At 63.6% G+C, this 24,011-nt stretch carries 25 protein-coding genes; 14 read left to right on the forward strand and 11 right to left on the reverse strand.

Features of this window, described 5'->3' with window-relative positions:
• Positions 1 to 212: 212 nt before the first annotated feature.
• Both pncA and AC0L24_RS15185 read left to right on the forward strand, forming a co-directional pair.
• The gene (gene pncA, locus AC0L24_RS15180; protein WP_473563921.1) at positions 213 to 827 is read left to right on the forward strand and encodes a bifunctional nicotinamidase/pyrazinamidase; all 615 of its coding nucleotides are present in this window, start codon (positions 213 to 215) and stop codon (positions 825 to 827) included.
• Between the two features lie 244 nt (positions 828 to 1,071).
• Positions 1,072 to 2,466, forward strand: coding sequence for a sodium:proton antiporter (locus AC0L24_RS15185; protein WP_245482578.1), 1,395 nt, complete (start codon positions 1,072 to 1,074; stop codon positions 2,464 to 2,466).
• Here the strand turns inward: AC0L24_RS15185 and AC0L24_RS15190 are convergent, their stop codons facing one another.
• From AC0L24_RS15190 to gcvA, 8 genes are all read right to left on the reverse strand, one after another.
• A complete protein-coding gene (locus AC0L24_RS15190; RefSeq protein ID WP_127321450.1) occupies positions 2,467 to 3,186 on the reverse strand; it encodes an ABC transporter ATP-binding protein in 720 nt (239 codons plus the stop codon). It lies immediately after the preceding gene.
• Entirely contained in the window at positions 3,183 to 3,911 is a 729-nt protein-coding gene (locus AC0L24_RS15195; protein ID WP_127395496.1) for an ABC transporter ATP-binding protein, read from the reverse strand. Before AC0L24_RS15195 ends, AC0L24_RS15190 begins: the two co-directional genes overlap by 4 nt.
• Positions 3,908 to 4,870: a branched-chain amino acid ABC transporter permease gene (locus AC0L24_RS15200; protein ID WP_292134377.1), complete on the reverse strand. Its 963-nt coding sequence runs from the start codon at positions 4,868 to 4,870 to the stop codon at positions 3,908 to 3,910. The genes AC0L24_RS15195 and AC0L24_RS15200 overlap by 4 nt, the downstream gene beginning before the upstream one ends.
• The gene (locus AC0L24_RS15205) at positions 4,867 to 5,748 is read right to left on the reverse strand and encodes a branched-chain amino acid ABC transporter permease (RefSeq protein ID WP_127321453.1); all 882 of its coding nucleotides are present in this window, start codon (positions 5,746 to 5,748) and stop codon (positions 4,867 to 4,869) included. Before AC0L24_RS15205 ends, AC0L24_RS15200 begins: the two co-directional genes overlap by 4 nt.
• Positions 5,749 to 5,786: 38 nt before the next feature.
• Positions 5,787 to 7,091, reverse strand: coding sequence for an ABC transporter substrate-binding protein (locus tag AC0L24_RS15210; RefSeq protein ID WP_127398032.1), 1,305 nt, complete (start codon positions 7,089 to 7,091; stop codon positions 5,787 to 5,789).
• Positions 7,092 to 7,219: 128 nt separating this feature from the next.
• The gene (locus AC0L24_RS15215) at positions 7,220 to 8,578 is read right to left on the reverse strand and encodes a hypothetical protein (RefSeq protein ID WP_473563922.1); all 1,359 of its coding nucleotides are present in this window, start codon (positions 8,576 to 8,578) and stop codon (positions 7,220 to 7,222) included.
• A gap of 3 nt (positions 8,579 to 8,581) precedes the next feature.
• Complete coding sequence (pncB, locus tag AC0L24_RS15220; RefSeq protein ID WP_127808348.1) at positions 8,582 to 9,886, reverse strand: nicotinate phosphoribosyltransferase; 1,305 nt, start codon at positions 9,884 to 9,886, stop codon at positions 8,582 to 8,584.
• A gap of 136 nt (positions 9,887 to 10,022) precedes the next feature.
• Positions 10,023 to 10,997: a transcriptional regulator GcvA gene (gene gcvA, locus AC0L24_RS15225; RefSeq protein ID WP_127808347.1), complete on the reverse strand. Its 975-nt coding sequence runs from the start codon at positions 10,995 to 10,997 to the stop codon at positions 10,023 to 10,025.
• A 207-nt stretch (positions 10,998 to 11,204) separates the two neighbouring features.
• Here gcvA and speB point away from each other — a divergent pair, with 207 nt between their 5' ends.
• The 4 genes from speB (at position 11,205) to AC0L24_RS15245 (ending at position 14,460) form a co-directional block, all read left to right on the forward strand.
• Complete coding sequence (gene speB, locus AC0L24_RS15230) at positions 11,205 to 12,266, forward strand: agmatinase (protein ID WP_127330421.1); 1,062 nt, start codon at positions 11,205 to 11,207, stop codon at positions 12,264 to 12,266.
• An 80-nt stretch (positions 12,267 to 12,346) separates the two neighbouring features.
• Entirely contained in the window at positions 12,347 to 13,153 is an 807-nt protein-coding gene (locus AC0L24_RS15235) for a transporter substrate-binding domain-containing protein (RefSeq protein ID WP_128289350.1), read from the forward strand.
• Positions 13,154 to 13,159: 6 nt separating this feature from the next.
• Positions 13,160 to 13,816, forward strand: a complete 657-nt coding sequence (locus tag AC0L24_RS15240) for an amino acid ABC transporter permease (protein WP_473563923.1) — start codon at positions 13,160 to 13,162, stop codon at positions 13,814 to 13,816.
• Positions 13,813 to 14,460, forward strand: a complete 648-nt coding sequence (locus AC0L24_RS15245; protein WP_473563924.1) for an amino acid ABC transporter permease — start codon at positions 13,813 to 13,815, stop codon at positions 14,458 to 14,460. Before AC0L24_RS15240 ends, AC0L24_RS15245 begins: the two co-directional genes overlap by 4 nt.
• Positions 14,461 to 14,498: 38 nt before the next feature.
• Here the strand turns inward: AC0L24_RS15245 and AC0L24_RS15250 are convergent, their stop codons facing one another.
• The 3 genes from AC0L24_RS15250 to AC0L24_RS15260 form a co-directional block, all read right to left on the reverse strand.
• A complete protein-coding gene (locus AC0L24_RS15250; protein WP_473563925.1) occupies positions 14,499 to 15,314 on the reverse strand; it encodes an oxidoreductase in 816 nt (271 codons plus the stop codon).
• A gap of 93 nt (positions 15,315 to 15,407) precedes the next feature.
• A complete protein-coding gene (gene fabF, locus AC0L24_RS15255) occupies positions 15,408 to 16,673 on the reverse strand; it encodes a beta-ketoacyl-ACP synthase II (protein ID WP_473563926.1) in 1,266 nt (421 codons plus the stop codon).
• Between the two features lie 44 nt (positions 16,674 to 16,717).
• Positions 16,718 to 17,296 (reverse strand): TetR/AcrR family transcriptional regulator, encoded by a 579-nt coding sequence (locus tag AC0L24_RS15260; RefSeq protein ID WP_127382585.1) that lies wholly within the window; start codon positions 17,294 to 17,296, stop codon positions 16,718 to 16,720.
• A gap of 94 nt (positions 17,297 to 17,390) precedes the next feature.
• On the opposite strand from AC0L24_RS15260, the gene AC0L24_RS15265 reads away from it, so the two are divergent.
• The 8 genes from AC0L24_RS15265 (at position 17,391) to AC0L24_RS15300 (ending at position 23,980) form a co-directional block, all read left to right on the forward strand.
• On the forward strand, positions 17,391 to 17,750 hold the full coding sequence (locus tag AC0L24_RS15265) for a hypothetical protein (RefSeq protein ID WP_473563927.1): 360 nt from the start codon (positions 17,391 to 17,393) through the stop codon (positions 17,748 to 17,750).
• Positions 17,751 to 17,838: 88 nt separating this feature from the next.
• Positions 17,839 to 18,297, forward strand: coding sequence for a nuclear transport factor 2 family protein (locus AC0L24_RS15270; RefSeq protein WP_127268437.1), 459 nt, complete (start codon positions 17,839 to 17,841; stop codon positions 18,295 to 18,297).
• A gap of 304 nt (positions 18,298 to 18,601) precedes the next feature.
• Complete coding sequence (locus AC0L24_RS15275) at positions 18,602 to 19,381, forward strand: ABC transporter ATP-binding protein (RefSeq protein WP_164895732.1); 780 nt, start codon at positions 18,602 to 18,604, stop codon at positions 19,379 to 19,381.
• The gene (locus AC0L24_RS15280) at positions 19,368 to 20,099 is read left to right on the forward strand and encodes an ABC transporter ATP-binding protein (RefSeq protein ID WP_473563928.1); all 732 of its coding nucleotides are present in this window, start codon (positions 19,368 to 19,370) and stop codon (positions 20,097 to 20,099) included. Before AC0L24_RS15275 ends, AC0L24_RS15280 begins: the two co-directional genes overlap by 14 nt.
• A complete protein-coding gene (locus tag AC0L24_RS15285; RefSeq protein WP_128289353.1) occupies positions 20,096 to 20,998 on the forward strand; it encodes a branched-chain amino acid ABC transporter permease in 903 nt (300 codons plus the stop codon). The genes AC0L24_RS15280 and AC0L24_RS15285 overlap by 4 nt, the downstream gene beginning before the upstream one ends.
• Entirely contained in the window at positions 20,995 to 22,044 is a 1,050-nt protein-coding gene (locus tag AC0L24_RS15290; RefSeq protein ID WP_127808337.1) for a branched-chain amino acid ABC transporter permease, read from the forward strand. Before AC0L24_RS15285 ends, AC0L24_RS15290 begins: the two co-directional genes overlap by 4 nt.
• Complete coding sequence (locus AC0L24_RS15295) at positions 22,041 to 23,219, forward strand: ABC transporter substrate-binding protein (protein ID WP_027040062.1); 1,179 nt, start codon at positions 22,041 to 22,043, stop codon at positions 23,217 to 23,219. The genes AC0L24_RS15290 and AC0L24_RS15295 overlap by 4 nt, the downstream gene beginning before the upstream one ends.
• A complete protein-coding gene (locus AC0L24_RS15300) occupies positions 23,216 to 23,980 on the forward strand; it encodes a cyclase family protein (RefSeq protein ID WP_473563929.1) in 765 nt (254 codons plus the stop codon). Before AC0L24_RS15295 ends, AC0L24_RS15300 begins: the two co-directional genes overlap by 4 nt.
• Positions 23,981 to 24,011: the final 31 nt, after the last annotated feature.

The following is a 24,011-nucleotide window of genomic DNA, read 5'->3' on the forward strand; positions in this document are numbered from 1 at the left end:
GGTATTTCCGGCGTTCGAGCCGAGAAACTCATTCGTATGCAAATGATATCAAGCCCGCAGGATTTGTCAAAGCCCGAGTTTGCGGCGGCCCGGCCGGCACGCATTTGTTATGTCACGAGAGGTTGACGCCGCCGGCCATCTGGTCAAGTTTCTGCGTCCGGTCGCGTCAGCGGCATTTTCCACTGGAGCCTGCATACGGAAGAGGAAAGCCCATGGCCGACAAAGCGCTTGTTGTCATCGACCTGCAGAACGATTTTTGTCCCGGCGGCGCGCTGGCGGTTGCCGGCGGCGATGAGATCGTGCCGCTGGTCAACGACCTGATCCGGCGAACCGACCACGTCGTGCTGACGCAGGACTGGCATCCCGCCGGTCATTCCAGCTTTGCCTCCAGCCATCCGGGCGCGCAGCCTTTCACGATGATCGAAATGCCCTATGGTCAGCAGACGCTGTGGCCGGACCACTGCATCCAGGGCAGCCTGGGCTCGGATTTCCATTCCGGCCTCGCCTGGACCAAGGCCGAGCTCGTCATTCGCAAGGGATTTCGGCCTGATATCGACAGCTATTCGGCTTTCTTCGAGAACGACCGCACGACCCAGACCGGCCTTGCCGGCTACCTCCGGGAGCGCGGCATCGACACGCTGACCCTGGTCGGGCTGGCGACCGATTTCTGCGTCGGCTTTTCGGCGCTGGACGCCGTCAGCCAGGGCTTCAAAACCACAGTGCGGCTCGATGCCTGCCGCGGCATCGATCTCAACGCTTCGCTCGATACAATGCTGCAGCGCATGCGCGACGCCGGCGTGACGCTCGAAGACCCTTTGTCGGATTGAACGGCCGTTGGGCAAGCACCCCCTCACCCGGATTGCCAGCCGAATTGCGAAGGGCAATTCGGGGCAATCCGACCTCTCCCCGAGGGGAGAGGAGGCTGCCGGCGCCGAAGCTCGTCTCTTCTCCCCAGCGGGGGTCCGAAGGACGGGCGAGGCCCGTGACTCGCCCCGGCATAGGTGGCCGCGTAGCGGCCGGATGAGGGGGCCTTTTTTATATTTGATCCCCTTGTTGGCAGCATGCGCTGCAATGATTGCCGCGATGCTGTTTCCGGCACAGGCATTCGCCGCCGAAGACCACGGCCTGCCCGGTGCTTCGATGTCGCTGTGGTGGGCGCTGCCCTTTGCCGGGCTGCTATTGTCGATCGCCACCGGTCCGCTGCTGTTTCCTCATGTCTGGGAACATCACTACGGCAAGATATCGGCCCTTTGGGCCGCACTGGTGATCGTGCCGCTGGCGGCTGCCTTCGGTGGTCCCACAGCGACCGAAGCGGTGCTGCATGCGTTGCTCACGGAATACATGTCGTTCATCATCCTGCTGTTTGCGCTGTTCACCATTTCGGGCGGCATTCTCCTTGCCGGCAACATTCACGGCACGCCGCTGGTGAATGCAAGCCTGCTGCTGGTCGGCGCGCTGCTGGCCTCGGTGATAGGCACGACCGGTGCCTCGATGATCCTGATCCGGCCGATCATCCGCGCCAACGATAACAGGCCGTTCAACGCCCATGTCGTCATCTTCTTCATCTTCCTGGTGTCCAACATCGGCGGCTCGCTGACGCCGCTTGGCGATCCGCCGCTGTTCGTCGGCTTCCTCAGAGGTGTCGACTTCTTCTGGACGACCGCCAATCTCTGGCGCGAGACCTTGTTCGTCGGCGGTGCCGTGCTGGCCGTCTTCCTGGGCATCGACATCATCCTGCATCGGCGCGAGGCTGGCGCGCCGAAGATCAAGGATCCGACGCCGGACACGACGGTGCGTCTGCGCGGCCTGGCCAACCTTCCGCTGCTGGCAGGTGTGATCGGCGCCATCCTGCTGTCGGCGGCCTGGAAGCCGGGCGTCAGCTTCTCCGTGTTCGGGGTCAGCCTGGAACTGCAGAACCTGGTGCGCGATGCCATCATCCTGGCGCTCGCCCTGCTGTCGCTTCCGCTCTCCTACAAGAGCCACCGCGAGGCGAACGGCTTCAACTGGGGTCCGATAGCGGAGGTGGCCAAATTGTTTGCCGGCATCTTCGTCTGCATCGTGCCGGTCATCGCCATCCTCAGGGCGAGCCATGAGGGGGCACTGGCGCCGCTGGTGTCGCTTGTCAGTTCACCCTCGGGTGCGCCCAACGATCTCGCCTATTTCTGGCTGACAGGGGCATTGTCGTCCTTCCTCGACAATGCGCCGACCTATCTGGTGTTTTTCGAGCTTGCCGGTGGCGACCCAAGGCACCTGATGACGGAGTTCGCTTCGACGCTTGCCGCGATCTCGGCCGGAGCCGTGTTCATGGGCGCCAACACCTATATCGGCAATGCACCGAACTTCATGGTCTACGCCATCGCCCGCCATCGCGGCGTGAAGATGCCGGGCTTCTTCGGCTACATGCTGTGGTCTGGGCTGGTGCTGATCCCGACATTTTTGGTCGCGGGCTTTCTGTTCTTCGGCTGATCACCCGACGCCGACATAGCGGCGCACCGCCGACGGGTCGGCGCGCAACTCCTCGACGTCGACCGTCTCGCGGTTGCGGCCGTTTTCGATGAAGGCAACGTGGTCGGCGACCGAAAGCACGGCATCGACACGCTGCTCGACCAGGATGGTCGAGACGCCCATGTCGCGCAGCTTCGACACCGTCTCGCGGATCTTGGCGATCATCGACGGCATCAGCCCTTCGGTTGGCTCGTCGAGCAGCAGCACTTGCGGTTCGAGACAGAGCGCGCGCGCCATGGCCAGCATCTGCTGTTCGCCGCCGGACAATGTGCCGGAACGCTGCCGCAGCCGCTGGCGCAGCAATGGAAAGAGGTCGAGCACGTTTTCACGCGTCGCCTTGCCCTTGCCGCGCGCCATCAGGCCGATCTCGATGTTTTCGGCCACCGTCATTTCGGCGAACAGCCGCCTTCCCTGCGGCACATAGGCGACGCCGGCCTTGGGCACTTCATGCGCCGGCAGACCAGTCAACTCTTGGCCAGCCAGTTTGATCGAGCCGGCGCTTGAGGGAACCAGTCCCATGATGGCTTTCAGCGTCGTCGTCTTGCCGGCGCCATTGCGGCCGAACAGGCACAGCACCTCGCCCTTGTTCAGCACCAGGTCGAGGCCATAGAGCACCTGGACCTCGCCATAGTAGCAGTCCAGTCCAGAGATGGTCAGCGCCTCGGACTTTGCCTCGGTCATGGGGCGGTCCCCAGATAGGCTTCCTGCACCGCCGCGTTCTCGCGGATCGCTTCGGGGGTGCCTTCGGCCAGGATCTTGCCGGCATTGAAGACGGTGATGCGGTCGGCGAGTTGCATGACGACAGGCATGTTGTGCTCGATCAGAAGCACGGTGGCGTTCTTGGCGATCTCGCGCACCAGGGTGATGAAATTGTCGATCTCGCTGTCGGCCAGCCCTTGCGTCGGCTCGTCGAGGATCAGCAGGCGCGGCTTCAGCGCCAGGCCCATCGCCACTTCCAACAGGCGCTGATGGCCGTAGGACAATTGGCCGGCCGGCATGTGGGCACGATCGGCCAGGCCGGTGCGTTCCAGTGCGGTCAAGACAGCGGCCTGTATCGCGCTCTTGGAAAGACTGCCATGCCGCTGCGTCAGTTGCGCGGGCAGCGCGACGTTGGCGTAAACGGACAGGTTGGCATAGACGCTGGTGAGCTGGAAGGTGTAGGCGATGCCCCTGCGCACCCTGACATAGGCAGGCAGATTGGTGATGTCGGCGCCGTCGAACACGATCATGCCGGCAGACGGCTGGATGCGGCCGCTGACCAGGCTGACGAAGGTGGTCTTCCCCGCCCCGTTGGGGCCGATCACGGCGCGGATCTCGCCCGGCATCAGCGCGAAATCGACATTGTCGACGGCGCGCAGACCACCGAAATTGCGCGACAGGCCCTTGGTGGTCAAAAGCGGCATCATGGCAGCCACCCGAGCCAGCGCTGGCGGATGCTGCCCAGAATGCCTTTCGGGAAAAACAGCACCAGCAGGATCAGCGCGATGCCGACGATCAGCAGATAGGCGGAGGTGTAGCCGCTGGTGATATCAATGACATAGTACATGAACAGCGTGCCGATCAGCGGTCCGAGCGTCGTCGCGGCACCCCCCAGCAGCACCCACAGCAGCGGCAGGATCGAATACTGCACCGACGCGAAGCTCGATCCGACATAGCCGAACAGCAGCGCATAGGCGGCCCCCGAGGCCGCGCAGATGATGCCGGAGATGACGACGGCGGCGAGCTTGTTCGAAAACGTATCGTAGCCGAGCATCTTCGTGCGCTCCTCATTCTCGCGGATGGCGACCAGCACGCGGCCATAGCGGGAGCGGACGATGGCCAATGTGACGAGCAGCACGATGGAAAACAGCGCCAGCGCTGTCATGTAGCGCACCGTCGGATTGGTGAGTTCGAGCGATGTAGCGCCAAAGCTGAGCACCCGCGCCGGCTGCGGCACGACCATGCCTTGGTCGCCGCCGGTCCAAGTCGCGAAGTAGAGGATGAGGAGGTAGAACACTTGAGCGAACATCATGGTGACGATCATGAAGGCGACGCCCGTGGTGCGCAACGCCAGCAGGCCGATCACGAGTGAAACAACAACACCACAGCCGAGGCCCGAGGCGAATGCCGCTGGTACGCTCCAGCCGAGCTGGATGACGGCAAGGCCGGCGCCATAGAGCCCGGCGGCGAAGAACATCGCATGGCCGAGGCTGAGCAGGCCGGCATAGCCGAACAGCATGTTGTAGCCCATGGCAAAGACCGCCAGCACCATGATGCGGGCAAGCAGGCCGTGATAGTAGTCCGGCAGCAGGAAGCTCAGCACGAAGAGCAGGGCGATGACGCCGAGATGCAGGGCATAGGCTTTTGCCGGCGAAGCTTCGCTCATCGCGATGCCGTCCCGAACAGGCCTTGCGGGCGGAACACCAGCACCATGGCGACGAGCAGCGTGGCAATGATCTTGGCCAGCGTCGGCGAGAAGAACATCGAGATGATGCCGTCGGAGAGGCCGATCAGCACGGCGGCGACGACCGTGCCGCGCAGCGAGCCGAGGCCGCCGATGATGACGACGATGAAGGAGAGCAGCAGCGGATCCTGTCCCATCAGATAATGCGCCTGGCTGATCGGCACGATCAGCACCGCGGCAATGGCCGCCAGCATGGCACCGAGCGCGAAGACGCCGCCATAGACACGGCCGACAGGGATGCCGAAGGCCTGTGCGGTTTCGCTGTCATACTGCGTGGCGCGCATGACGAGGCCGATCCTGGTGCGCGTCAGCACCAGCCATGTCGCGGTGAGCAGCAGCGCGGAAGCGGCGATAACAGACAGTTTGTAGCCGGAATAGCCGAACCAAGGCAAAAGGATGCGGTAGCTGAACGGCGGCTCGACCGGCCGAGCCTCCGGGCCATAGAAAGTCAGCGCCAGCTGCTGGATGATGTAGAGCATGCCGATGGTGGCGACGATGGTGGCTTCCGGATTGTAATTGAGCCGGCGCAGCACCAGCCGTTCGGCGACCAGCGCAATGGCGCCGACGATCAGCGGGGCAATCACCAGCGCCGCCAGGAAGCCGAGCGCAGGGTGACCGCCGATGGCCGTGGTGATCGCCCAGGCGAGCACCGCGCCCAGCATGAAGAACTCGCCATGCGCGACATTGACCACGCGCATGACACCGAACACCAGGGACAGCCCAAGCGCCGTCAGCGCCAGCACGGCTGAGGTGACGAGGCCTTCGAGGGCAGCGAGGAGGAGGTGGGGACCAAAGTGCATCGGTTACACGCTGGCAGGCGCTTGCTGGAATGCCAAACTCACAGCGCCTGCGTCGTATAATCTCCCTCGGCCTCGTAAAGCCCGTCCTCGATCTTGGTCTTGTGCACGACCTTGAGCTTGCCGCCCTCGACCTTGGAGATGTTCTGGATACCAAAGCACTGGTGGATCTTGCCGTTGAAGGTTTTTGGCCCCTGCGGATGCTGCGGGCCTTCGGCGAACTCGGTCAGTGCCTCGGTCGCCTCGACCAGCTTGGCGCGGTCTTCCGGACCCTTGTAGCCGGCGTCTTCCATTGCCTTCTTGACGACATAGAGCGTCTCCCAGCAGCCGAACATGTGGGCTGCGGTGGAGACATCCTTGGGATCGCCGACGGCAGCGCCATTGTCATCGATGCCGACAGCGGTGCGGTAGGCCTTCTGCGCTTCGGAATCGTTGGCCTGCGCATAACGCGGCGAGCCTTCCCAGAAATGGCTGCCGTCGAGGAATTCGAGGCCGGGACTGTTGATGTCGGTGGCTTCGAGCGAATCGATGAAGCCGAACAGTTGCGGCCGGTTGGAGCCATAGAACTCGCCGAGCTCCTTGACGAAGGTCAGCACGGCCGGGCCGACCATGACGTGGTAGATCACCTCGGTCTCGGCCGGGATCTGCGGGAAGTATTTGGTGAAGGACGATTCCGTCGGCGGGATGGCGATCTGCGCGATGACCTCGCCGCCTTGCGCCTTCAGTGCCGGCGGCAGGTAGTCGCGATGGTCGTAGCCGAAAGCGAAATCGGGGAAGATCTGCGTCACCTTCTTGCCGGCATTGGCCGCGATCCACGGCGCCATCGACTGGATCTGGCTCTTCACGTCGGTGATGCCGGGCTGGAAGACATAGCGGTTCAGCTTTGTCGAGGCGACGTGATGGCCTTCGCTGACGACGAAATAGGGCATCTTGTTTTCGCCGGCGGCGGGCGCAGAGCCAATGACGACATGCGAGAACAGCGTGCCGAAGACGATGTCGGTCTTGTGCTGGGTGGCGAACTTGCCGACCACCTCGGCGCCACGGCCGGGATCGGTGCCGTCATCCTCGATGATCACCTCGACCTGACGGCCGTTGATGCCGCCGGCGGCGTTGATCGCCTTGACCGCGGCAGCCGTGGTCTTCTCGTACCAGCGGCCATAGGCGGCGCCGATGCCGGTGCGGTGCGACTGGAAGCCGATCTTGATCGGCGCCGAGCTCTGCGCCTGGGAATAGCGGACGAAGCCGGGGGCCAGGCCCAGACCGGCGCCGGCGGCCAGACCCTTCAGCGCCGTGCGGCGGGTGAGCGTGGATCTGGAGAGATCGAAAAACCCATTCTTGTCAGTCACGGCAGTTCCCCTGTTTTTGAGTTTTGACTGGCTGTAACGAGGCAAAAAATCGCATGTGTACAAACTAAATCACCAAAGCCCCGACGTGGCAAGCGGGCTTTCCCCGAAGGCATGCTGGTCGCCTTTTCTCATCCGACAGTCGGCGTGGCAAGCAACCAGAGGCCGAAGACGGTGTAGGCGATCATCAGCAAGGTGAGCGGGAACTGGCTGAGTGCCGCGCGGGAGGGCTGTGGGTGCAGGCGCCAGGCGAAGCCGTGAGCGACGAGGACGGCGAGCACATGGCCCAGGATGATGGCGCCGGCCTGGATATTCCACAGCCACCACGCAGAGTCCGCCCCCGCAACGATGCCGGCCTCGATCTGCATGTCGGCGGTGCCGAACAGGTTCCAGCCCAGCGCCAACGGATCGGACAGTGCCGCAAGCGCATACTGGCCGTCGACGAGCAGCGCCGTCAGATAATGCGCAACGTGATAGGCAAGCGCAATCGGCACGATCGACCACACCAGCAGGCCTGCGGCCTGGCCGAGCGTGTGATCGCTGCCGGCAAGACGCTGGCCGAGCCGGACGGCAAGCAGGAACACCGCCGCCAGCAGCGCGAATGTCAGGATCAGCCCGCAAGTGCCGCTGCCGATCAGCGCGGTGCGGCCGGGAAATTCGAGCGGGTTGATGCCGAACAGGCCGAGCCAGAAGAAGGTCTTCGACAGGCCGTCGAAGGACACCGACGACAGGGCCAGCAGCAGGAAGGCGATGCCGCTGGCCGGCAGGGGCTGCGCCGTCAGCAGCTTGGCGCCGGGCCAGCACAGGCCAAGCCGGCCGTCTTGGTTGCGTTCGGCCACGGCGAAGCGCGCCACCATCGAGAAGAAAACCGTCAGGAATTCACCGCTGCGGCTCCAGTCGCGATAGCCGAACGCCAGCATGGCGAGGAAAGAGAACAGCCAGTAGAGGCCGGCGGCCAAGGCCAGCCGCCCCGGATCGTCGGGCGCCGGATCGATGAGTTCGAACCAGGCGAAGGCGAAGAACAGGATGACAGCCGGCCAGCAGCCGACCCATCCGGGCAGGCGCCATGCTCCGTGATCCCTGGTCCCGAACAGGCGCGAGGCGAGACGCCATGCTCCATACCAGGGGTTGAGCCATGACCAGAGGTCGCCGAAGACACCCTGCAGCAGCGTGACGCCGGCCCACAACAGTGTCCAGATCACCAGTGGCAGAGGATTGGAAAGTGGGTCGCGGCTGCCGAAAAGGCCGGCGGCTATGAGGATTACAAAGCCGGCAAAGGAGAGCAGGCTGATGACGGTGCGGGCGGCGTTGCTGAGGGCAAACAACGGCAGGCGCCGGCGCCAGAAACGGTCCAGCAAATCCGCAGGCAGCAGCGCCAGGACGAGGAAGCTTACGGCAACGGCGAAGGCGCCGCCGATCAGATAGTAGCCGGTCGGCAGCAGCAGGACAGAGGGGGGCGCCAGGGAACTCGTATTATCCAGGAACCCCACCCCTCACACCTTGACCAATTGCTCCACGCGGTCCTTCTCGCCGAAAATTCTGAGATACCGCTCGATCTCTTTCACATCGCCGGTCGCCTTGGCCGGATTGTCGGAAAGCTTGACCGCTGGCCTGCCATTGGCCTCGGTGACCTTGCAGACCAGCGATATGGCGTCGAGGCTGTTGGTTTCCGTCGGCGCGCAGCCTTCGAAATCATTGGTCAGATTGGTGCCCCAGCCGAAGGACATGCGCACCTTGCCCTTGAAGTGGCGATAGGTCTCCTCGATGGTCTCGACTTCAAGCCCGTCGGAGAAGATCAGCAGTTTCTGCCGGGGATCTTTGCCCTTGTCGCGCCACCAGGACAGGATCTTTTCGCCGCCTTCGATCGGCGGCGCGCTGTCGGGGCGAAAGCCCGTCCAGTCGGCCACCCAGTCCGGCGCATCGCGCAGGAACGATGCCGTGCCGAAGGCGTCGGGCAGCACGATCAAGAGATTGCCGCCATAGTAACGCTGCCAGTCCTGCAGCACCTTGTAGGGCGACTGCCTCAGCTCTTTTTCCGAGTCGGCGAGGGCGGCGAACACCATAGGCAGCTCATGTGCGTTGGTGCCGAGCGCTTCGAGGTCGTTGTCCATGGCCAGAAGCACGTTGGAGGTGCCGGTGAACGCTTCGCCGATGCCTTCCTTCAGCGCCTCGACGCACCAGCGCTGCCATAGGAAGGAATGGCGCCGGCGCGTGCCGAAGTCCGAGATGCGGATGCCGGGCAGCGCCTTCAGCCGCTCGGTCTTGGCCCACATCTTGGACTTGGCGCGGGCATAGAGCACGTCGAGCGCGAAAGGCCCGAACGCCCGCATCGCCGCGCGCGATCGAAGTTCATTGATGATGGCGAGCGCCGGGATTTCCCACAGTGTGGTGTACATCCACGGCCCGCTGAAGGTCAGCTCATACTGCCCGTCGCGCTTCGACAGCTCGTATTCGGGCAGCCGGAAGCCTTCCAGCCAGGCGAGGAATTCTGGCTCGAAGATCTGCTTGCGGCCGTAGAAATTGTTACCGCCGAGCCAGATCATCTCCTTCTTGGAGAAGCGCAAGGTGCGGGCATGGTCGAGCTGTTCGCGCAATTCGGCCTCGTCGATCTCGTCGGCAAGGCGCACCGAAGTCGTGCGGTTGATCAGCGAGAAGGTTGCGTCGACCTTGGGATACATGCCCCAGATCATCTGCAGCATCAAAAGCTTGTAGAAATCCGTGTCGAGCAGGCTGCGCACGATCGGGTCGAGCTTCCAGGTGTGGTTGTAGACGCGCCGCGCAATATCGGTCTTAGCCATGTCTCAACACCGCCTTCGCTGCCTGCCATCCACAATCGCGACAGGCCTCATAGCATCGAATCGGCCAGAACGCTGCCCGCTTTCAGGCTGGCCCGACAAAAAGAGCTGCCTGCATGCGGTGGCGCAGAGCTTGGCATCAACTTGCGGATTTTCCGCCCATCACCCTGAGCGCCGGACGCTTGCGGCGGCTGACGATGCGGCCGGCCACAGGGGCGTCGGCGCGCCCGTCATCCCCGGCCTTCTCGGCGAACAGCCAGTCGATGAACACCTGCACGATCGGTGTCGCCCGCATCTCGTTGCGGCAGACGACATAGAAATCGTCGACCGCCGGCACCGACAGGCTGAACGGCGCGACCAGCATGCCCCTGGCCAGCAGCGCGCTTGCCGTCACGGAGTCGCCCAGCGCCACGCCATGGCCATGCACCGCCGCCTCGGTCGCCATACGCGCATCGCCGAGGTGATGGCGGCGACCCCGCTCCAGGTCCAGCGCATCGGCGGCCGCCAGCCAGGTATGCCATTCGCGGCCGTCATCGCCATGCAGGAAGACATGGTCGGCGAGATCCCTGACGCTGCGGATCGGCCGGTTGTTGATCAGTGTCGGGCTGACCACGGGAAACAGTTCGAGGCCCGACCATTTGCGCATCCAGCAATCGGTCCAGCTGCCGTCGCCATAATGCACGCAGACATCGATGGTGGGCGCCCGCAAATCCTTGGAATCGTTGGAAGGGATAAGCGTCAGCCTTATGTCGGGATATTGCGCCATGAAACTGCCGAGCCGCGGTGTCATCCACAACAACAGAAGCGCCGGCACGCAGGAGACCGAAAGTGTGCCGCTGCTCGCCGGCCTTGTCATGCGCTGGGTGGCGGCGGCGATGCCGTCGAAGGCGGTCGACACCGCCGGCAGAAGCTCCGCGCCATGCGGTGTCAGTTTGACCCGCTGGCCGGCCCGCTCGAACAGCTTGACATTGAGCGACTGCTCGAGCGCTTTGATCTGATGGCTGACGGCGCCATGGGTGACATTCAGCTCAATGGCCGCCTTGGTCAGCGAGCCATGCCGGGCCGTTGCCTCGAAGGCGCGCAGCGGATTAAGCGGTGGCAGGCGCTTGGTCATGGGTATCAACTTTATTGTGAGATTTTCTCACAGAAAACACCCTAACAATATCAATTGATTTTTCAATGCCGCTGCCGGACACTGAACCTGGAACAGCATCAAGACGTGAAATCTGCAGGCAGCCAGCGGGACAGCGGCCCGGCCGGATGACGGTCGGTTCGCAGGCGTCATCCGCGGCGGCACTGCATCAGCCCAGGAGGAGCGGACATGGGATACGATCGCGGCAAGCTCGACGCGTTGCGTCGCAAATATGGTGAAAGCCATGGCGGCGAGATGTTCGACCCGAAATTCCGCAAGGTCGCCGATAAGATCTTCTCCAAGAGCGGCACGCGGCTGGCACCCTATTCAGGCATCCCGACCTTCCTCGCCGCGCCCTACCGCGAAATATCGGCCGACAATCCGGATTTCGGCGATTTGCAGGTGGCGATGATCGGCGTGCCGATGGACCTCGGCGTCACCAACCGGCCAGGCTCGCGCTTCGGGCCGCGAGCGCTGCGCGCCATCGAGCGCATCGGCCCCTACAATCACGTTCTGGAATGCGCGCCCACACATGAGCTCCGGGTCGCCGATATCGGCGACACGCCGTTCCGCAGCCGCTACCGGCTTGAGACAAGCCATGAGGATATCGAGCGCCGCACCAACCAGATCGTCGATGCCGGCGTCATCCCGCTTTCGATCGGCGGCGACCATTCGATCAGCCATCCGATCCTGAAGGCCGTCGGCAAGAAAGCTCCGGTCGGGTTGATCCATATCGACGCCCACTGCGACACCAGTGGCTTGTTCGACATGACCAAGTTCCACCATGGCGGCCCGTTCCGCAACGCGGTGCTTGACGGCGTGCTCGACCCGACGCGCACGATCCAGATCGGCATCCGCGGCTCGGCCGAATATCTGTGGGAATTCACCTATGAGTCCGGCATGACCGTGGTGCATGCCGAGGAGGTGACCGGTCTCGGCATTCCGGCCATCATCGAGAAGGCGCGCAGAATAGTCGGCGACGGCCCGACCTATGTCTCCTTCGATATCGACAGCGTCGACCCGGCCTTCGCGCCCGGCACCGGCACGCCGGAAGTCGGCGGGCTGACGACACGCGAAGTGCTCGAACTGCTGCGCGGCCTCAAGGGCCTCAACATCGTCGGCGGCGACGTCGTCGAGGTGGCGCCGCAATACGACGCCACCACCAACACCGCGCATGCCGCCGCACAGGTGCTGTTCGAGATATTGAGCCTGATGGTGTTCAGCCCGGCTGTCACCGGCAAGGGAGCCTGACCTCTACGAATCCAACGAAGGCGGCCGCCGCGCTGGAGCCGGCGGTCGTATCAAACAAGCGTCCAGACAGGGGAATAACAATGACAATCCGCAAGACATTTGCCTCGATCGCCGCCGTGCTGATGCTTGGCACAGCCGGTTTTGGCCTCTCAATTCAGGCCGCTAGCGCCGATGCGCTGGCGGACATCACCAAGGCCGGCACCATCAATGTCGGCGTCTTCGCCGATTTCCCGCCCTTCTCCTCGGCCAGCGCCGACATGAGCCTCAAGGGCTATGACATGGATGTCGCGCAATACATTGCCGATACGCTCAAGGTGAAGCTCAACCCCATCGCCGTCACCGGCCAGAACCGCATCCCGTATCTGAACGACAAGCGCGTCGACATCCTGATGAGCGTCGGCTACTCGAAGGAACGCGAACAGGTCATCGACTTCGCCGCCGCCTATGCGCCCTACTACATCGCCGTGATCGGTCCGGCGGCTCTGACGGTCAAGGGCAAGGAAGACCTCGCCGACAAGTCGATCGCCGTCAATCGTGGCACGCTGGAAGACACCTCGCTCACCGAGGCAGCACCGGCGTCGGCCGACATCAAGCGCTTCGACAACTACAATTCGGTGATCCAGGCCTTCATCTCCGGCCAGACGCAGCTGATGGTCGTCGGCAACGATGTCGGCGCGCAGGTGCTGGCCAAGCAGGACGCACTGAAGCCGGAGCAGAAGTTCCAGCTTCTGACCTCGCCCTCGCATATCGGCCTCAACAAGAATGAGGACGGCCTGAAGAAGGCGGTCAACGATGCCATCGCCAAGATGCTGGCCGACGGCAAGCTGGATGAAAGCTCGAAAACCTGGCTGAAGACGCCGCTCAATCCCGAAAACCTCAAGGATTGAGTTTCCGTGGCCTTTGCCTGGCTTCCAGGTGCTGTCGGCGACATCGCGCACGGTGCGGCCACGACGATCCTGCTGATCGCCGTGACCACGCTGGCCGGAACGCTGCTCAGCATCCTGGGTGCCGCGGGGCGACGAAACGGCCCGGTTCTGCTCAAGCGGGCAATCGCCTGTTACGTCGAGGTGATGCGCAACACGCCGTTCCTGGTGCAGCTGTTCTTCATCTTTTTCGGGCTGCCCAGCCTCGGCATCCGGCTCGACCCGCTCCTGGCCGCCATGCTGGCGATGACGCTCAACATGGCGGCCTACACCATCGAGATCGTCGGCGCCGGGCTTGACGCCGTGGCCGGCGGACAGACGGAAGCAGCGCTCGCGCTTGGGCTGCGGCCCCGCCAGGTGTTCGTCAAGATCGTCCTGCCGCAGGCACTCAAGATCATCTATCCCGCGCTAACCAGCCAGATCGTCATCATGATGCTGGAGTCGGCCGTGGTGTCGCAGATCGCCGTGCGTGAACTGACCTACGAGGCCGACATGCTGCAGGCGCGCACCTTCCGCTCTTTCGAGACCTATTTCGTCGTGACGCTGGTCTATCTCGCTCTGTCGATGGCCTTGCGCCGGCTGCTGGTGACAGGCGGACGCCGCGTCCTGGGGGCTGGCGTGTCATGATCGAATTCACCTTCTGGGACATCGTGCGCAACCTGCTGCTCGCCGCCCGCTGGACGGTGCTCCTGTCGCTGGCCGCCTTCATCGGCGGCGGCATCGTCGGCATGATCGTATTGTTTTTCAGGATCGCCAAGAACAAATGGAGCCGGCGCATCGCCTCCGGCTACATCGCCCTGTTCCAGGGAACGCCGCTCTTGATGCAGCTGTTCCTGATGTTCTTCGGGCTGCCGATGCTCGGCCTGCGCATCGAACCTTGGACGGCGGCGGCGCTTGGCCTCACCTTCTTCGCCAGCGCCTATCTCGCCGAAATCTGGCGCTCCGGCGTCGCGGCGCTACCCCTGGGCCAATGGGACGCCGGCGCAAGCCTTGGCCTGCACTATCTGCAGGAGCTGAGGCTGATCATCCTGCCGCAGGCCTTTTCGATCACCCGCGCACCCACCGTCGGCTTCCTGGTGCAGCTGATCAAGTCGACCGCGCTGACCTCGATCATCGGCTTCGAGGAACTGGTGCGGACCTCCAACGCCATCAACAATGCGACCTTCGCACCGTTCAAGGTCTATGGGCTGGTGGCGCTGGTCTTCTTCATCATGTGCTTTCCGCTGACGCAATACGCCCGCATGCTCGAGAAACAGGCGGCTGCCCGCTGACGCGCCAAGGCAGATGTCCTTGCGGTTAGCGCTCGATTTCAGGCCGGCAGCCCAAGCTGCCTGCGCAGGCTCTTGTCGAATGCGGACGCGGGGACGAAACGACGCAGGAAACTGACCTGGCGCGCCATTTTTCCCGCCGCATAGCGCTTCTTCGGCGCGGAATCTGTCGCCGCGGCCAAAACGGTGCTGGCGACCACTTCGGGCGCATCGCCTTTTTCCATCGATTTCCGCACGGATACAGTCATCCCGGCACGCGCGGAGTCGTAGATTTCGAGCGACCGGTCGGGGGCGGCAAGATTGTCCTCGAATGCCGTGCGGGTATAGGCGGGCTCCACCAGCGAAACGCGGATGCCGAACGGGCGCAATTCGTGATCGAGCGACTCCGAATAACCCTCGATGGCATGTTTGGTCGCCGAGTAGAGTGCGAAATAGGGAGCGGGGATGAACCCCTGCACCGAACTCAAATTCACGATTCTGCCCTTCCCTTGGCGCCGCATTGCCGGCAGAACCGCGTTGGTCACACGCAAGACGCCGAAGACGTTCACGTCGAACAACGCCTTAGCCTGGGCGGTCGAGGACTCCTCCGCGCCGCCAAACAGGCCCATGCCTGCATTGTTGACAAGCAGGTCGATCCGTCCGGCCTTGGCCAGAACGTCATCGACCATTGTCGCGACGGACGCGTCGTCGGTCACATCGCAGGTCAGCATGGTCACGCCGGCGGATTGCTGGGAGGCCGTGCGACGGCTGGTTCCGAAGACGCGAAAGCCGGCGGCTAGCAAGGCATCGGCGGTAGCGCGCCCGATGCCGGAAGATGCCCCTGTGACCAGGGCGACGCCAGGATTGGTGTTGTTCATGGAAATCATATCCTTCTTTGCGTTGGATCGGATTCGGAAAAGCATGAGAGGCCGGGGCAAAGGGCGTTGGTCATGACTGCGTCTGGCAACCGGTTAGTCCCAGCGTCTGAACAGGACGCTGGCATTCACGCCGCCAAAGCCGAAGCCATTGGAGATCGCGTACTCCATCTCCATGGGCCGGGGCGCGTTTGTGACGAAGTCGATTCCGTCGCCGGCCGGATCGGCCTCGCCCAGATTGAGGGTTGGCGGGGCGAGCTGATCCCTGAGCGCCAGGATTGCGAAGATCGCACCAAGCCCGCCGGCCGCTCCGAGCAGATGTCCGGTCGCCGATTTCGTGGCACTGACAGCTATCGCGAAATCGCGCCCGAACACGCTCTTGATCGCTTCGATCTCACCCAGGTCGCCGACTGACGTGGATGTCGCATGCGCATTGAGATGACGAACCTCGCGTGGCGAAATCCCTGCCTGGGCAATCGCGATCTGCATGGCCCGGCGCGCGCCGTCGCCGTCCTCTGGTCCGGAGGTGACGTGGTGGGCATCCGCGGTCGTGCCGTAGCCGACGAGCTCAGCCAATGGCTTTGCGCCGCGCGCCAACGCGTGGTCCAATGCCTCGATGACCAGCACGCCGGCTCCTTCGCCCATGACGAAGCCGTCCCGCAATGTGTCGAAAGGGCGCGAGGCTTGAGCGGGTGCCTCATTGAAGCCGGTGGAAAGAGAACGAGCGGCGGCGAACCCGCCGAGACTGACGGTGTTGATGCACGCTTCCGTTCCGCCGCATACGGCGATGTCGGCTTCGTTCGCGCGGATCAGGCGGGCGGCGTCCCCGATCGCTTGGATGCCCGCCGCGCATGCCGTCACCGGTGCGCCGAGTGGACCTTTGAAACCATGACGGATCGAGATGTGGCCCGCCGCGAGGTTTACCAGGAAGGACGGCACCGTAAAGGGAGACAGGCGGCGTGCGCCACGCAGGTCCACCGTGCGCACCGCCTCGGTGATGGCGGGGAACCCGCCGACCCCTGAAGCGATGATCGTGGCCGTGCGCAGGCGATCCGTTTCCAGGGCAGGCTTCCATTTCGCCTGCGCAAGCGCCTCTTCCGCCGCCGCCAGCGCGAAGAGAATGAACCGGTCCACCTTGCGTTGATCCTTCGCCGACAGGACGGCATCGGCATCGAAACCAGCCTCCGGATCTTCGCCCAGGGAGGGAACCACGCCGCCAATCTTAACCGGCAGCTCTCCCACCACATCGTCCGGAAGCCTGCGAACGCCCGACCGGCCGGCAAGCAGGCGTGACCAGGACGCTTCGACATTGGCGGCAAGAGGCGTGACGGCTCCCATGCCCGTGACGACAATCCGTTGCATCTGCTCTCCTGTCCTTGGTGTGCCGGCGGCACTGCTCGCGCCGTTCAAGGGGCGACTGCTTCGCGAACCTGATCGGCCGCCGCATCCAGAAAAGCCCGCGCGAGGTCGGGGTCGTTGACGACCCGCGAGAGCACCACCGCGCCGACCATCGTCGAGAGAACGGCCATTGCCTTGTTGCCGGCCTTTTCGCTGTCGCCCTCGCCAACCCAACCGCCAAGCATCTCAAGGTACGCCTTGATGCCGGCTTCGAATGACGCCTTCACCTCGGCACCCTGCCTGGCTGCATCCGAACCGAGCGCAACGACCGGGCAGCCGTCCATCTTTTCCCCGCGATGATCCATGCTGAGGTAGAATGAGATCACCCCGTCGAGCGGGCTCCCAGGATGTGCGGCGGTCGCGGCCGACCATTTGTGGGTGGCGCTTTCCATCGCCCGCCTGGACGCCAGCGCCGCCAGATCGTCCTTCGACTCGAATTGCTTGTAAAAGGCGCCCTGGGTCAGCCCGGCACCCTTCATCAGGTCCTTGAGGCCGATGCCGTCAAAGCCGCGCTCCCGGAAAAGCCGGCTTGCCACATTGATCACGGTCTCGCGGTTTTCCGCGGCCTGAGTGCGACTCACACGCATCGTCATCTCCTTTTTTAGATTGCATTCGTAATCTATACCCTTTATAGAGGGTGAACGCAATCTAAAAAAGGACATCTAAAAAAGGACAAATGAGATGATCCGCAAAACCCTGAGCGCCTCGCTGCTGGCCGCGCTGTTTCTTGCAACCCCGGCTCTTGCCGAAGAAGGCACCATCGGACGCCCGATCGAAGGCGGCAGCCTGCACCAGGGACACCTGGACATGGTGGCCTACTACGTTCCGCGCGGCGACCTGCTTGAGGTCACCGCCACTTTCGCACCGAAGGCCGGGGGTGATCCGCTGCGGGTTGTCATGGGCCTCGCCAACAGTGACGCCGTGTCGTTTTCCATACCGGGCTACCCGGGCTCGCTCTACGCGTTCTCAAGGTCCGGTAAGGAAGTGACGGTCTCGACCGAGACTGACACATCCCTGCGAGCCGACGCGACAATGCCCTGACCTGACGCGCAGGCCCGCGGCCGCGCGATGCTGGCCGGGGCTCTCGCGTCGGAACGGCGCGCCACCAATAAGTTCGGAGAGAGGTCACATGCTTTACAGCTATTTTGTCGAGAAATCGATCCGGCAGAGCTTCGACGACGTCAACAACCATCGCTGGGACGCGGCGGTGAAGGCCATCGCGCCGCATGTCCATCACCGGGTTGGTGGCGCCCACGCGCTTGGTGGGGAGCGCCACGACAAGCAAGCCCTGCGCCGCTGGTTCGAGCGCCTCGGCCGTGTTCTGCCCACTCTCCATCTCACGGTCAACCACGTCTGGGTGAAGGGTTGGCCGTGGCATACCACCGTGTTTGCCCAGTGGGATGGCACCGCAACCCTGCTCAACGGCGATACATCCTACATCAACCGTGGTCTCCACGTGTTCACGCTTCGGTGGGGCACGGTTCATGCGCTCGAGGAGTTTTACGATTCACAGGCGGCGGCGCGCGGCCTCGCCGCCCAAGCCGCGGCCGGCCTCGAAGAAGCTGTCGCCGAACAGATAACAAGCTGAAGCGCGGTTCGAGGACGGCCAAGGTTTACGGGCCGGTCGCGCTGATCTTCTTCGTCACGTGCCTTCGCCCGCGCAATATGGGTGGAGGCTCGAGAAGCGAGCGCCGGCGCGCTGGACTGCAAGCCAGGAAACCCAGTTCGGTAGCGTAGCGCTGCATCGCTGCCGGTGTTGTCGCGGTCGAGCCGAGGCAGGCATATAGCTTTCCTGTTAGGAATAGGCCTTGACATCTTGCCGTTCGAATTGTCCATTTGATGCTTGACCGGGCCGAACGGGGCGGCGAGGGCGGACAGGGGCAAACCGGCGCGTGGATAGACAGTCAAGTCGAGTGCTGTTGAGGACGGTTGGGCTGACAAAAGCCTTTCGAGGGCTGGTTGCCCTGCGGGATCATTCCATCGAGCTCCACGAAGGTGAAATCGTTGGGGTAATCGGGCCGAATGGCTCGGGCAAGAGCACGCTTTTCAACCTGATCACCGGCTTCTCCCAGCCGAATTCCGGCAGCATCGAGATGGAGGGCCGTTCGCTCGTCGGCCTGCGCACATCGCAGATCGTCGCAATGGGCATCGCCCGTACCTTCCAGGGCTCTCGTCTGTTCGGCAGCCTCAGCGTCGCACAGAACGTGCTGACGGCGGCGCAGTTGCGCCATCCTGTAGGCGCCGCCGATACCGTGCTGCGCGGTCGGCGCTATCGCGAGCGGGTGGCCGCGACGCGGCAGAAGGCCGACGAACTCCTCGACCTCATGGGCCTGACGGATCAGGCCGGCAGGGTCGCCGCGGATCTTCCCTATGGCGATCAGCGGCGGCTGGAGATTGCGCGTGCGTTGGCGACCGGTCCGCAGCTGCTGCTGCTCGATGAGCCCGCAGCCGGGCTTGATTCCAAAGAGACCAAGGTGTTGGCAGCGCTGATTCGAACGATCCGTGACCGCTATGGCGTAACGGTGGTCGTTGTCGAGCACGACATGGACCTGATCATGGCGCTGTGCGAACGCATCCAGGTGCTGGCGACTGGCGAGGTGATCTGCGTCGGAACACCGGAGCAGGTACGCGAACACCCGAAAGTGCGGGAGGCGTATCTTGGCCACGCCTAAGCCCGTTCTGCTCAGCGTCGAGAACCTGGAGGTCAATTTCGGCGCGGTGCGTGCGCTGAAGGGCATTTCGCTCGACGTCCATGCCGGCGAGGTGGTGGCGCTGGTGGGGGCCAACGGCGCCGGCAAGAGCACGACCTTGCGCACCATTTCCGGCCTGTCGCGGCCGCGCGGCGGCAAGATCATCTTCGCTGGCAAGCCGATTGGAGGTGTCGCTCCGTCGCGGATCGTAAGTCTGGGCATAGCACAGAGCCCGGAGGGCAGGCGCCTGTTCGGCGGCCTGACGGTGGCCGACAATCTGCGGCTGGGCGCCTGCACCCGCACCGACAAGGAGGCCGTCGTCAGAGACAGCGAGCGCATGTTCATGCTGTTCCCGATTCTCAAGCAGCGGCTGAAGCAGCTGGCCGGCACGCTGTCGGGCGGCGAACAGCAGCAGCTTGCTCTGGCGCGTGCGCTGATGGCGGCGCCGCGCCTGCTGCTGCTCGACGAGCCTTCGCTGGGCGTTGCGCCGCTGCTGGTGCGCCACATCTTCAGCGCGCTTGCCGAACTGAAGCGCCAGGGCATGACGATGCTGCTGGTGGAACAGAACATCACGCTCGCGCTGGACCTCGCCGACCGCGCCTATGTGCTGCGCACGGGTCAGGTGGCGCTGTCGGGCCGGTCCGCGGAACTGCGCGACAGCGAACGCGTGGCGCAGGCATATCTCGGGGCGGCAACATGACCCAGCTGGACTATATCCTGCAGCAGATCGTCAATGCGGTGAGCCTCGGCAGCCTCTACGCACTGGTGGCGGTCGGTCTGTCGATCGTCTTCGGCGTCCTCAAGCTGACCAATTTCGCGCATGGCGACGTGATGATGGTAGGCGCCTTCGGGGTTGCCTTGCTGGCAGGAGTCGGCGTTCCGTTCCCGGTCGCCGTGATCTGCGGCATCGCCGCGGCCGCCGTCGCGGGCTTCCTCATCGAACGCATCGCGTATCGCCCGATCCGCGACGCGCCCGACGTTGCGCGACTGCTGACGAGCCTCGCCGTCACCTACATCATCGAAAACGTCGGCATCCTGGTGTTCACCTCCTCGCCGCGCAATTTTCCACTTCCCGATATTCTCAACACCTCCTGGGAAATGTCGAACGGCGCCATCACCTTCACGAGCATCAATCTGCTGACCATCGCGCTGACCTTCGTGTCGCTGCTGCTCCTCGGCTGGTTCATCACGCGCACCACGACCGGGCTCGGCATGCGCGCCGCGGCCGAGGACATGTCGGCGGCACACCTTGTCGGACTCAACGTCAACCGGCTGATCATCGTCGCCTTCATCGTCGCATCCGCCTATGCCGGCCTCGCCGGCATTTTGTGGGCGGCACAGGCCGGCGTGGTGCAGCCGCAGATGGGCTTCACACCGCTCCTGAAGGCTTTCGTGGCGGCTATCATCGGCGGCTTCGGGTCGATCGCTGGCGCCCTGGTCGGCGGCTACATATTGGGCGCGCTGGAGATCTTCATCGTCGCATTCCTGCCGAGCAGCGTCTCGTCTTATCGCGACGCAATCGTCTTCGCTGTGCTGATCGCCTTTCTCCTGGTGCGCCCGGGCGGGCTGCTCCAGCCAAACCGGGAGATAAAGCTGTGAGCCGGGAAGTGTGGATCACACTCGTCGTCCTGGTCGTCCTTGTGGCGGGGGCAGCTGTCGCATTCGGTGCACCGCACGTGCTGAGCGACTATTTCGTCCGGATTATCCTGCTGATCGCGCTGAATGCAATCCTGGTGCTGGCGCTGTCGCTGAGCAACGGTTTTACGGGCGTGTTTTCGCTCGGTCATGTCGGCTTCATCGGCGCCGGCGCGTATATTTCGGGAATCCTGTCGATTCCGGTGCAGCAGAAGATGGCATTGCTGCCGCATCTGCCGACGTTTCTGCATGCTTTCAGCCTCCCCTTCCTGCCGGCGACGCTGATGGCGGGTCTTCTGACGGCACTGCTTGCCGTGGTCGTCGGTTATCCCTTGATGCGCCTGTCGGGCTATTTCGTTTCGGTGGCGACGATGGGATTCTTGATCATCGTCAACGTAGTGCTGATCAATGCATCGGATTTCACCCGAGGCGCCCGCACTTTTACCGGCGTGCCGCTGGAGACGACGTTGCCCTGGGTGATGGGTTGGCTCGCCATCACGGTGTTCGTGCTGGCGCGCCTGGTCTATTCGCCTTTCGGGCGCGCCATGAAGGCGGTGCGTGACGACACAATCGCGGCCAGCGCTGTCGGGATCGGCGTGTTGCGGACCAGACTGATCGCCTTTGTCATCGGGGCGTTCTTTTCAGGCGTCGGCGGGTCGCTCTACGCACATTATCTCGGCTCGTTTTCGCCGAACACCTTCTACTTCGCGCTGACGATGAGCCTGATCACAATGCTGGTGCTGGGCGGCATGGGCTCCCTGACCGGCGCGGTCGTCGGCGTCATCTGCGTTTCGCTGTTGTCGGAGGTCCTGCGCTCGGTCGAACGCGGCTTCACGATCGGCGATTTCGCGGTGCCGGCCCTGTTTGGCGCCAGCCAGATCGTGCTCGGCTTCATCTTCATTCTAGTCATGATCTTCCGGCCGAAGGGGATCATGGGGGACCGGGAACTTACGTTCGGATTAACCCAAAGATCGGCAACGGTGAACCAGACAGAGGAACGAAAACCATGATCAAACTCACTCGACGCGGCACCATCGGCCTGGGACTGGGCGCATTCTTCGCGCTTGCCTCGGCCAGCACGGCACTTGCTGCCGACACGATCAAGATCGGCTATCCGGCAAACCTGACCGGCATTCAGGCCTCGCTCGACGGCCCGATGCTGAATGGCGCCAAGCTGGCAGCGAGCGAAATCAACGCCGCCGGCGGCGTGCTCGGCCAGCAGATAGAACTGGTGATCTACGACTCCAAGAGCGATTCGACGACGATCTCGACCGTCGCCAGCCAGTTGATCGACAGCGACAAGGTCGTCGGCATCATCGGCTTCGCCGATTCCGACTCGGTGCTGGCCATCGGACCGCAGGTCCAGAAGGCGCAGATCCCGTTCATCACGCCCGGCGCGACCTCGCCGAAATTGCCGAGCCAGCTCGGCAACGAGATCTTCCTCGCCGCCTTCGGCGACAACGTTCAGGCTGCGGTTGGCGCGGAATTTGCGCTGAACAAGCTGAACGGCAAGACCGCCTACCTGCTGACCGACATCGGCACCGAATACACAACGCTGCTGTCGGACTACTTCGTCACCGCCTACGAGCATGGCGGGGGCAAGATTTTGGAGCGCGACACCTACAAGATCGGCGACAAGACCTTTACCGCGCAGATCGCCAAACTGAAGGCGCTGTCGCCGCAGCCCGACTTCGTCTATGCCTCGTCGAATGCCGAGGAAATCGGCTTGATCTTGAAGCAGATGCGCCAGGCCGGCATCAACCTGCCGGTGGTCGGCGGCGACGGCTACGACACGCCATTGCTGATCCAGGTCGGCGGCGACGCGGCCAAGGACACCTACTTCACCACCCACGCCTATATCGGCGAGGGCGCCACCCCGAAGGTGCAGGCCTTCATTGATGCCTACACCAAATCGGCCGGTAATGCCCCGGAGAACGCGTTCGCTGCGCTCGGCTACGACTCGGTCAAGCTGATGGCCGACGCGATCAAGCGTGCCGGCGCGCCGGATCCGGCCAAGATCCGTGACGCGCTGGCGGCTACGTCCGGGCTCGACGGCGTGACCGGAACGATCACCTACCGCCCAGGCATTTCGGTGCCGGACAAATCGGTCTCGGTCATCGGTGTCAAGGACGGCAAGCTTGTCCTGGCAAGTGAAGCGGCACCGACCTTCGTCGCGGAGCCGTGATTTTGTCCACTCCGGGTTCCCTTTGGGACATCTACAGGTCGCGGCTCTCCGCCGCGACCTTCACCGACCTGACGCATGCGTTTCATCCGGGCCAGCCGCATTTCCCGGCTTTCCCGGACGAGGAACGCCGTGCCTTGCTCGATTTTTCGAAGGGCGACGCCTTCCAGGTCCACCACTACGCCTTCGTCGGACAGTGGGGCACCCATGTCGATCCGCCGGTGCACTTCATCGACGGCGGCCGCTCGATCGACCAACTCCCGGTGGCGGAGATGCTTCTGCCATTGGTCATCCTCGATATCAGCGACAGGGTCGCCGCCGATCCCGACGCGACGCCGACGCTCGACGACATTTCCGCCTGGGAGACACGGAACGGCCGTATCCCCGAAAAGTGTTTTGTCGCACTTCGCACCGGGTGGTGGAGGCGCTGGCCAGACCCCGAGAAATTTCAGAACAAGTCGGCCGACGGTATCTCGCATGCGCCGGGCTGGTCGAAGCCGGTGCTGGAGGAACTTTTGGAACGCCGCGGCGTCACTGCGATCGGGCACGAGGGCATGGACACCGATCCCGGCCGCGCCACTTCGGCAGGCGACGGAAGCCTGGAATATTATGTGCTGTCCCGCGACTGCTGGCAGATCGAGCTCTTGGCCAATCTCGACAAGGTGCCTGAAGCCGGCGCGTTGATAATGGCAAGCTGGCCAAAGCCAAAGGCCGGATCTGGCTTCCCGGCTCGCGCTGTCGCCATCCATGAAGCGGCCGGCTGAACGCCTGAAACCGCAGCTGGCGGCGGTCTAG

It is taken from the genome of Mesorhizobium sp. WSM4809 (assembly GCF_055811655.1).

Coding starts and splice junctions, on each gene's coding strand:
- AC0L24_RS15265 (WP_473563927.1), top strand. CDS start 17,391: ATGATCCGCAAAACCCTGAGCGCCTCGCTGCTGGCCGCGCTGTTTCTT.
- AC0L24_RS15235 (WP_128289350.1), top strand. CDS start 12,347: ATGACAATCCGCAAGACATTTGCCTCGATCGCCGCCGTGCTGATGCTT.
- AC0L24_RS15245 (WP_473563924.1), top strand. CDS start 13,813: ATGATCGAATTCACCTTCTGGGACATCGTGCGCAACCTGCTGCTCGCC.
- AC0L24_RS15200 (WP_292134377.1), bottom strand. CDS start 4,870: ATGAGCGAAGCTTCGCCGGCAAAAGCCTATGCCCTGCATCTCGGCGTC.
- AC0L24_RS15205 (WP_127321453.1), bottom strand. CDS start 5,748: ATGCACTTTGGTCCCCACCTCCTCCTCGCTGCCCTCGAAGGCCTCGTC.
- AC0L24_RS15185 (WP_245482578.1), top strand. CDS start 1,072: ATGATTGCCGCGATGCTGTTTCCGGCACAGGCATTCGCCGCCGAAGAC.
- AC0L24_RS15285 (WP_128289353.1), top strand. CDS start 20,096: ATGACCCAGCTGGACTATATCCTGCAGCAGATCGTCAATGCGGTGAGC.
- AC0L24_RS15295 (WP_027040062.1), top strand. CDS start 22,041: ATGATCAAACTCACTCGACGCGGCACCATCGGCCTGGGACTGGGCGCA.
- AC0L24_RS15190 (WP_127321450.1), bottom strand. CDS start 3,186: ATGACCGAGGCAAAGTCCGAGGCGCTGACCATCTCTGGACTGGACTGC.
- speB (WP_127330421.1), top strand. CDS start 11,205: ATGGGATACGATCGCGGCAAGCTCGACGCGTTGCGTCGCAAATATGGT.
- AC0L24_RS15195 (WP_127395496.1), bottom strand. CDS start 3,911: ATGATGCCGCTTTTGACCACCAAGGGCCTGTCGCGCAATTTCGGTGGT.
- AC0L24_RS15250 (WP_473563925.1), bottom strand. CDS start 15,314: ATGAACAACACCAATCCTGGCGTCGCCCTGGTCACAGGGGCATCTTCC.
- pncA (WP_473563921.1), top strand. CDS start 213: ATGGCCGACAAAGCGCTTGTTGTCATCGACCTGCAGAACGATTTTTGT.
- fabF (WP_473563926.1), bottom strand. CDS start 16,673: ATGCAACGGATTGTCGTCACGGGCATGGGAGCCGTCACGCCTCTTGCC.
- AC0L24_RS15260 (WP_127382585.1), bottom strand. CDS start 17,296: ATGCGTGTGAGTCGCACTCAGGCCGCGGAAAACCGCGAGACCGTGATC.
- AC0L24_RS15270 (WP_127268437.1), top strand. CDS start 17,839: ATGCTTTACAGCTATTTTGTCGAGAAATCGATCCGGCAGAGCTTCGAC.
- pncB (WP_127808348.1), bottom strand. CDS start 9,886: ATGGCTAAGACCGATATTGCGCGGCGCGTCTACAACCACACCTGGAAG.
- gcvA (WP_127808347.1), bottom strand. CDS start 10,997: ATGACCAAGCGCCTGCCACCGCTTAATCCGCTGCGCGCCTTCGAGGCA.